2 protein-coding genes are annotated in these 1347 nt (G+C 59.2%); one reads left to right on the forward strand and one right to left on the reverse strand.

The window, feature by feature from the left end; all coding sequences use genetic code 11:
- Positions 1 to 361 (forward strand): hypothetical protein (locus A3730_RS31075; RefSeq protein WP_063537636.1); only part of this gene is annotated, 361 nt, incomplete at its 5' end.
- Positions 362 to 448: 87 nt separating this feature from the next.
- Here the strand turns inward: A3730_RS31075 and A3730_RS05060 are convergent.
- Positions 449 to 1347 (reverse strand): AAA family ATPase (locus A3730_RS05060; protein ID WP_156500920.1); only part of this gene is annotated, 899 nt, incomplete at its 5' end.

Here is a 1347-nt window from a genome sequence, read left to right on the forward strand (position 1 = left end):
CCATTACGACGCCCAGCCACCGCAGGGCGTAAACGCCTCTGAAGTAAACACCCGGGCCAATGCCAGTTCCGATCAAAGCGAGGCGATTGAGGCCCTTGAGGCCAAGCGCAACGCGGCACAAAAAGCCAAAGAAGCCGCAGCAACCCAGGCCAAAGAAGAGCAACGCTTAAAAACGGAACCGGATGCCGTCGCCCAGGAGCGCTGCGAACAACACCGCAAGAACCTGGAAACACTGACAAACAAACCTACCGTGCGGCGCAAGAACCCGGAGACCGGCGAAATGGAAGTGCTGGATCAGGAAGCCAGAGACAAAATGGTGGAAGACACCCGCAGCGCGCTGGAAAAGTGCGAGGCTCGCTAAGGGCGCGTCTGCCGGCAGTCACTGCGCCAATAAAAAACCGCCGACATCGATGTCGGCGGTTTTTGTTTACAGACGACTTCCCTCAATTTAACGCTTGAAGGTAAACCGCTCGTCTTCCACGTCCACGTGAACGGTATCTCCGGGAAGGTATTCACCCCTCAGTAGCGATTGCGCCAGCGGATTTTCCAGCTGCTGCTGGATGGCCCGCTTGAGCGGCCGCGCCCCATAGACCGGGTCGAAACCAGCGTCCACCAGCTTGTCCAGCGCCGCATCGCTTAGCTGCAAGCCGATATCCCGCTCCGCCAGTCTTTTTTGCAAAAAGCCCAGCTGAATCGACGCGATCCCCTTGAGCTGGTCCTTGGCCAACGGGTGGAATACCACGGTTTCATCCACACGGTTGATAAACTCTGGCCGGAAGTGATTACCCACCACCTCCATCACCGCGGACTTCATCGCCTCGTAGTCACTGGCGGACTCCGCATCGGCTCCCGCCAGTTTCTGGATCAGGTCAGAGCCCAGATTGGATGTCATCACCACCACCGTGTTGCGGAAGTCCACGGTGCGGCCCTGGCCATCCGTCAGGCGTCCATCATCCAGCACCTGCAACAGAATGTTGAACACATCCGGATGCGCTTTTTCCACCTCGTCCAACAACACCACAGAGTAGGGCTTACGCCGCACCAGTTCAGTGAGATAGCCACCTTCTTCGTAACCCACATAGCCCGGAGGCGCACCCACCAGCCGCGCCACGGAGTGTTTCTCCATGAACTCGGACATGTCGATGCGCACCATGGCCTCTTCGGTGTCGAACAGGAAGCTGGCCAGTGCCTTGCACAGCTCTGTCTTGCCCACACCAGTGGGGCCAAGAAACAGGAAACTGCCGTTGGGCCGGTTCGGATCCGACAGCCCGGCCCGTGAGCGGCGCACCGCATTGGCCACCGCTTCTACAGCCTCATTCTGGCCGACGACCCGGTCGTGCAGGGCCT

Source organism: Alcanivorax sp. HI0044 (assembly GCF_001634945.1).